Origin of the sequence: Mycolicibacterium arseniciresistens (assembly GCF_030519285.1) — a bacterium.
In the GTDB taxonomy this organism is placed as follows: domain Bacteria; phylum Actinomycetota; class Actinomycetes; order Mycobacteriales; family Mycobacteriaceae; genus Mycobacterium; species Mycobacterium arseniciresistens.
The window spans coordinates 1-327 of sequence record NZ_JAUMSQ010000553.1 but is presented as its reverse complement, the minus strand read 5'-3'; the positions used below and the strand labels follow the sequence as shown (position 1 = coordinate 327).

Below are 327 nucleotides of genomic sequence, written 5' to 3'. Positions count from 1 at the left end.
GTGGCCGGCTGCGCGACCGGCCCGGACGACGGCCCGCCGCCGACCATCGTGCCGGCGACCGCCGCGGAGTCTCCCCCGGTCAGCGGCGCCCCCGCGGGACTGGTGCGGCCACTCGCCGCGCAGACCCGAGGCGCCGTGTTCGACGAGGCCACCCGCTCGCTGGTGGTGCTGGGCGCCGGCGCGGACGGCCGGTCGCAGCTGACGGTCATCGGCCCCGGGACCGATACCCGGACCGTGTCACTCGACGGTGCGGCCTCCGCCGTGATCGGCGACGGCCTGGGCGAGGTGTACGCCGCCGCGCGGGGCGGGTACTTCCGCCTCGACGTC

At 78.6% G+C, this 327-nt stretch carries 1 pseudogene; it reads left to right on the top strand.

Annotated elements, in window-relative coordinates:
• Positions 1 to 327, top strand: a pseudogene (locus Q2100_RS31440) (hypothetical protein); the annotation flags it as partial.